6 protein-coding genes are annotated in these 6000 nt (G+C 64.0%); 3 read left to right on the top strand and 3 right to left on the bottom strand.

Translation table 11 applies throughout. The features are described from left to right. From NFV80_RS15195 to NFV80_RS15185, 3 genes are all read left to right on the top strand, one after another. Positions 1 to 408 (top strand): hypothetical protein (locus tag NFV80_RS15195; protein ID WP_296759211.1); only part of this gene is annotated, 408 nt, incomplete at its 5' end. 38 nt (positions 409 to 446) lie between these two features. After that, entirely contained in the window at positions 447 to 1715 is a 1269-nt protein-coding gene (locus NFV80_RS15190; protein ID WP_296759209.1) for an integrase arm-type DNA-binding domain-containing protein, read from the top strand. 27 nt (positions 1716 to 1742) lie between these two features. Next, positions 1743 to 2756 carry an Abi family protein gene (locus NFV80_RS15185; protein WP_295325016.1) on the top strand — a complete coding sequence of 338 codons (1014 nt, stop codon included), beginning with the start codon at positions 1743 to 1745 and terminating at the stop codon, positions 2754 to 2756. A 54-nt stretch (positions 2757 to 2810) separates the two neighbouring features. On the opposite strand, the gene istB is transcribed toward NFV80_RS15185, so the two are convergent. The 3 genes from istB to NFV80_RS15170 are packed head-to-tail and all read right to left on the bottom strand — an operon-like array spanning position 2811 to position 5972. After that, positions 2811 to 4145 carry an IS21-like element helper ATPase IstB gene (istB, locus tag NFV80_RS15180; RefSeq protein ID WP_296759206.1) on the bottom strand — a complete coding sequence of 445 codons (1335 nt, stop codon included), beginning with the start codon at positions 4143 to 4145 and terminating at the stop codon, positions 2811 to 2813. Further along, positions 4132 to 5607 carry an IS21 family transposase gene (gene istA, locus NFV80_RS15175; protein WP_295327494.1) on the bottom strand — a complete coding sequence of 492 codons (1476 nt, stop codon included), beginning with the start codon at positions 5605 to 5607 and terminating at the stop codon, positions 4132 to 4134. Before istA ends, istB begins: the two co-directional genes overlap by 14 nt. Continuing rightward, the gene (locus NFV80_RS15170; RefSeq protein WP_295327496.1) at positions 5604 to 5972 is read right to left on the bottom strand and encodes a hypothetical protein; all 369 of its coding nucleotides are present in this window, start codon (positions 5970 to 5972) and stop codon (positions 5604 to 5606) included. Before NFV80_RS15170 ends, istA begins: the two co-directional genes overlap by 4 nt. Between the last annotated feature and the right edge of the window lie 28 nt (positions 5973 to 6000).

The raw sequence follows: 6000 nt of genomic DNA, 5'->3' as shown, positions 1-6000 counted from the left end.
GTGAACTTTCCCCGGAAGATAACACGCCCGATGCTGGCCACTCTCTGTCGGCGAGTGCTGACCGCAACGGTTCGCATGGTGGATGGGATTGTGCATCGGATTCGGGCGAGGCGCACTTTTTCGGAGCGGCGGCATCCGGTGCGGACCCAACGAGTGATCGGATCGGAAAAACAGGTCACACGGATGGTCCAGCGAACGCTCGGCGAGGCGGTTCTGCCGACCGCGCAAGCGGCATTCGATGCCATTGGAAACGGCGCCAATGCGGAGCCGCTCCTGTGTATGGCGGATCGGTATCCGCCTGATAGCAATCCGAAGCGATCCGGCGTTGTCCATTGGTTGGCATATAAAACAGAGCTATACACGATCCCTGCAGCCAAGATAGTCCCATACAATCCCGTCAAATCCTGATAGATTTTGATAGTCATTGCGATAGTCAAACGGATGGCATGGCACGCCAACAGCAACGACTTTCTGCACTGCAGGTCGGCAAGCTCAGCAAGCCTGGGCTCCATGGCGACGGTGGCGGTTTGACACTCCAGATCACCGCCACGGGCGCCAAGTCGTGGCTGTTTCGCTACATGGTGGCCGGCAAGCCGTACGGAATGGGGCTCGGACCGACACCTACCGTGAGTCTGGCTGAGGCGCGGCAGAAGGCGCTTGACGCACGAAAGTTGCTTGTCGACGGCATCAATCCTTTGGTCGCCAAGAAGCAGATCGCCGACGCGCTGACAACTGCCAAGATGAGGACTTTCAATCAGTGTGCCGCGGCGTACATCCAGAAGCACAAGGCAGGGTGGAAGAACGCGAAGCACGCGGACCAATGGACCAACACCGTCAAGACGTACGCCAGCCCGGTGCTCGGCGATCTGCCGGTAGCCGATGTCGACACGGGTCTGGTCGTGAAGTGCCTTGCACCCATCTGGGAAAGCAAGACCGAAACGGCCAGTCGTCTGCGCGGCCGTATCGAGTCCGTGCTGGACTGGGCGACCACGAGTGGTTACCGCAGCGGCGAAAACCCTGCCCGCTGGAAAGGGCATCTGGAGAACCTGCTGGCCACCATCAGCAGGTCCAGTCGCACGCGCAACCATCCGTCGCTGCCGTGGCAGCGCATCGCTGCCTTCATGGCGGCCCTGCGCGCACGAGAGGGGGTATCGGCGCGAGCGGTGGAGTTCTGCATTCTGACGGCGTCCCGATCGGGAGAGGTGCGCGGCGCGCGATGGGCCGAGTTCGATCTCGCGGGCAAGGTGTGGACGATACCCTCCGAGCGCATGAAGGCGCGGCGCGAGCATGAGGTTCCTTTGAGCGATGCCGCGTTGGCGTTGCTGGAGTCGATGCCAAGGGATGGCGAGACCGTCTTTGCCGGCATGAAGGGGCAACCGCTGTCGGATATGTCGCTGACTGCCGTGATCCGTCGCATGAACGGCGATGACAAGCCGGTGTGGGTGGATGCCAACGGCGACGGTGTGACCGTACACGGTTTCCGCAGTACCTTCCGGATGTGGGCGGCGGAGACGACCAACTACCTGCGCGAAGTCGCCGAGCACGCGCTGGCGCACCAGTTGCCGGATGCAGTCGAGCGTGCGTGTCAGAGGGGTGCGCAGTTCACCAAACGTGCCGCATTGATGGCTGAATGGGCCGCATATTGCGCGACGGTGCCGACCGATGCGACGCTCACGCCGATTCGCCGCGCCGCGCAATGCGTTGCGACGAATTGAGACTGGCCGGGACACCTTTGGTACGCTTTGGTATGCCTTGGTATTGATCTCGGAACTTCGCCGCTCTATACTCCTCCCAACAACACCCGCCACGCCTCTGCATGCAAGCGCACCCCGGCGGGTTTTTTATTGCCTATGAAATTCACTAAACCCGCCACGGATCTCGACGCTCAACTGGCGCTACTGCGTAGCCGTGGGATGGTCATTTCCGACGAGGCGCGCGCCAAACATTATCTGCGATTCATCGGCTACTACCGCTTGTCGGGTTACTCCCTGCCTTTCCAGATCAATTACAACGCCGACGGCTCGCACCGCTTTCTTGATGGTGTGGGTTTCGACGACGTGCTCGACCTTTACGTGTTCGACCGCAAGCTGCGCCTCGCTGTCATGGATGCCCTGGAGCGAATCGAAGTTGCCTTTCGTGCCGTGCTGTCGCAGTCGATGAGCGAGCGCCACGGCGCGCATTGGTACATGGATGCCACCCTGTTCGTGCCGAAGTACCGTCACGACAAGTTTCTCGATGTGCTCAAGAAAGACATTGGCGACGACCCGGCCAAAGCGCTGGTACGGCAAACTTTCATCCAGCATTACTACGACAAATACAGCGATCCGGCCTTGCCGCCGTCGTGGATGGTGTTCGAAGTGCTGTCGTTCGGCACCGTGTCGCAGGTGTTCAAGAACCTGTTGCGCGATCATCAAAAGCCGATCGGCAAAACCTTCGGTCTTGATGGCAGCGTGCTGGCGTCATGGCTGCACGCCATCACCTACTTGCGGAACCTGGCCGCGCATCATCAGCGGTTGTGGAATCGCGCCTATACGATCAAGCCGATTGTCGCCAACCAGTATGCCGCCGAACTTGCCGACCCGATCCGCTTCTACGCGCAGGCCGTGATGATCGAAGTGCTGTTGAAAGTCGTCTCGCCCGATACCCATTGGGGCGAGCGATTGGCCGCACTGCTCACCGAGCATCCGAAGGTGCGCGCGGACCGGCTGGGATTTCCCGCCGACTGGCAGCAACGAAACCTTTGGCGTCGCACCTGACCCTCTGATCGCTCCGTCACGGCGCTTGCACAACCCGCAAGCCCCGCGCGGTCGCTACTGTGTCGCGCACTCACCACGCCGTCGCGCAATAAGCCGCGCCACGGCCTTGCCACATTCGGCGAACGACGCTTGGCAGCAGGAGCGAACCGGGCGCGAACCATCTTCGGGCGTCGGCAAGACCAGAAAATTGCAGGTTGTGATCGAAGGGAATCCCCGTGGGCTGCGGCGAGCCAGGGGTGTAGCCGCTGCCGGGGTTTTCGCCCGCGACGCGGTAACGCGGGTGCGCAGCTCCGGCGCGGCCTTGGGTCGGTGGCTCCGACCCTGACCATGCCCGACGGCAAGCTGACGGCGCAGCCGAGAGCGCGGACCGTGCGCAGGCGGTCGCGCACGGGGCGGCGGCGGTTCAGAGAGAAGCGGGTTCGGGCTGGCACGGCGGGCTAAGAGCAAAGAGCGGTGGCCAAAATCGCGTTGCCCGGAAATTGCTTGCAAGTTGTTGTCCGCGCCGGCCAGAAACTGTTGCGGATCTGACGGCTTGAAACTGGATGTTGATTGGGTATTGTGCATCGAGGGACGGTGAGCGGGCGAGACACAAGCGGCCGGCGCTGCGAAGCAGGAAGCCGGCGGCTCCTGGCGAGAAGAAGTTAAGGCGTCGGACTGATCGCGCATGCGGTAGCTGGGGCCCTCGATGACGATGGACTCGGCGTGATGGAGCAAGCGGTCGAGCAATGCCGAAGTCAGCGTGCTGTCGTTGTGGAAGATCTCCGGCCAGTGCTTGAAGGCACGGTTGGTGGTGATCACCGTCGAGCCGCGCTCATAACGCTGGCTGATCCCCTGGAAGAGCACATCGGCGCCGAACTTGTCGATGGGCAGGTAGCCGAGTTCGTCGACGACGAGCAGCGAAGGCTTGAGCAGCCGGGCCATCTCGCGCTTGATGCCGCCGGTGGCCTGAGCGGCGGCCAGCGCGTTGACGTTATCGACGGCACTGGTGAAGAGCGTCGTCTTGCCCTGGAGGCAAGCGGTATGGGCCAGGGCGATCGCCAGGTGCGTCTTGCCGACACCGACGCCGCCGAGCAGGATCACATTGCCGTGCTGCGGCAGGAAGTCCAGCCGAAACACCTGCTGCAGCAGCGCCCGGTTGATCTTCTTTGGCCAACTCCAATCGAAGCCGTCGAGCGTCTTGATCCCCGGCAGGCGGGCCGCCTTCACCCGGCGCTCGATCAAGGCCGCATCGCGGCGGGCGACCTCGCCCTCGACCAGGCGCTCGAGCACTCGGCCGTGCGACCACGACTCGCGCCCCGCCTGCGCCATCAAGGCCGCGTGGTGCTCGGCGAAATACGGCAACTGCAAGCGCTTCAGATGCGTCTGCAGCAGACCTTCAGTCATGGCCATCGTCGTCTCCCGTCCCATTTGCATAGGCCGACAGATCGGCCGGCGGCAATTCCAGATCCAGCACATCCTGGCGGCGCATCAACACCAGCGGACTCGCCTCGGGCAATTTCCGCTCGCGGGCCTCGATCAGATGCGCGACGTACTCGCTGCTGAAGGCCTCGAAAGCCAGCGCATCGGTGATCGCCCGCACGACCGGCGCATCGCCGTGGATCTCGGCCAGCGCGACGATCTTGCGCACATGCGCCAAGGCATTGCCGCGGCGCTCGGTGAGGCCGGCGTGGTACTTCGCCGCCAGCGGCGACAGCGTCAGGAAGCGTTTGAGGACATGGGCGTCACGGGCATGGCGGCGCTGGGCCACCAGTGCCTTCGCATGATCCGGATCCTCGAGGTCACGGTGCCGGTCGAACGAGCGACCGTGGCGCGCGATCAACGTCTCGCCATCGTAGACGCAAAGACGGTCCGGATAGACCTTGACGGTCACCGGACGGCCGGCGAAGCGCGCCGGCAGCGAATAGCGGTTGCTCTCGAAGCTCACCCGGAACTGCCGGTTGGCGCGCAAGGTGAGCACCCGGCCGACATCGAAGGGGCGCGGATTGACCGGTTGCAGATGGGCGCGCTCCTCCTGCCACAGATCGACCGGCCGGCGCTGCGTTTCCCGGTGCAGGCGGATGTTGGCCACCGACTCCAGCCAGACCTTGATCGCTGGATTCAGGGCGGCAAAGTCCGGCAGCGCGAGCCCCCTCAGGAAGTTGCCCTTGACGTAGCCGACGCCGCGTTCGACCCGACCCTTCGCGTTGCCTTTCGCGACGGCGCAGGCGACGATCTCGAACCCATAGTGACGGGCGAAGTCGAGATAGCGCGGGTTGAACTCGGCGCGCTCGCCGCGGGGATGCCGGAGCACGGCGCAGCGCAGGTTGTCGACCATCACCTTGCGCGGAACGCCCAAGGCGTGGAAGGCATGGACGTGCGCCGCCAGGAATTGCTCCATGGTCTGCGACAGCGTGAACTCGACGTACCTCATGCGGCTCCAGGCCAGCACCATGACGAAGAAGGAGAGGCGGCGACGGGTGTCGCCGACGGCGATGCTGCCGAACTCGCCCCAGTCGACCTGGGCGACTTCGCCGGGGGCGAAGGCCAGTGTCAGGAAGGCTTCGCGCGGCCGCGGACGAATGATCCGGACGTAGTCCTTGACGATGCTGATACCGCCGCCGTAGCCCTCGTCGGCGAGGCGCTGAAAGACCTGCTGCGCGGTCAGCGGGTAGGTTTCCAGCCAGCGCACGATGCGCCCCTTGAACGGATCAAGCTTGCTGCCCCGTTTGGCTGCCTGCCGCTGTGCATAGGGTCGGCCGATCCAGCGGCGGACGGTCTTGACGTCGAGGTTCAGCGCCCCAGCCAGTTGATCGGCGCTGAGGTGGTTCTCGGCGCCGTCGCGAATGGCGCACCAGGTGGCGTAGTCGATCATGGGCGCCGCCCGAGGAGAGCGTGCAATTGCGCGAGGCGAGCGGCCACCGGCAAAGGCGCAGCGGACAGGCTCAGGACCTGGTAGAGCGGCGGGTCGTAGGCGATCAGGTCGAGCCCGATGAGATCGCTGCGCGCCCGGGCCAGTCGGCGCGGATCGAGTCCGAGGCGCCGCGACAGGCTGGCGTCGGCGTAGTAGCTCAAGCCGTGGGCGTCGGCGACGGTGACGAGAAACAGATAGAGCGCCCAGGCGCTGACATCCGCCTTCTCAAGGTAGTGCTCGCGCACCAGGCGGTGATCGAGCCAGCTGAAATGCGCCGGCACCTGACGCAGGCGTTCCGGGCGCAGAACCCGCTTGGCAATGCTCATGATGGCCTCCTCGGATGTCGAGCCCGAG

Origin of the sequence: Accumulibacter sp. (assembly GCF_023806565.1) — a bacterium.
Classification (GTDB): Bacteria; Pseudomonadota; Gammaproteobacteria; order Burkholderiales; family Rhodocyclaceae; genus Accumulibacter.
The sequence above is the reverse complement of the archived record's forward strand: the minus strand, read 5'-3'. Positions and strand labels throughout refer to the sequence as shown.

Coding starts and splice junctions, on each gene's coding strand:
- istA (WP_295327494.1), bottom strand. CDS start 5,607: ATGATCGACTACGCCACCTGGTGCGCCATTCGCGACGGCGCCGAGAAC.
- NFV80_RS15190 (WP_296759209.1), top strand. CDS start 447: ATGGCACGCCAACAGCAACGACTTTCTGCACTGCAGGTCGGCAAGCTC.
- NFV80_RS15170 (WP_295327496.1), bottom strand. CDS start 5,972: ATGAGCATTGCCAAGCGGGTTCTGCGCCCGGAACGCCTGCGTCAGGTG.
- istB (WP_296759206.1), bottom strand. CDS start 4,145: ATGGCCATGACTGAAGGTCTGCTGCAGACGCATCTGAAGCGCTTGCAG.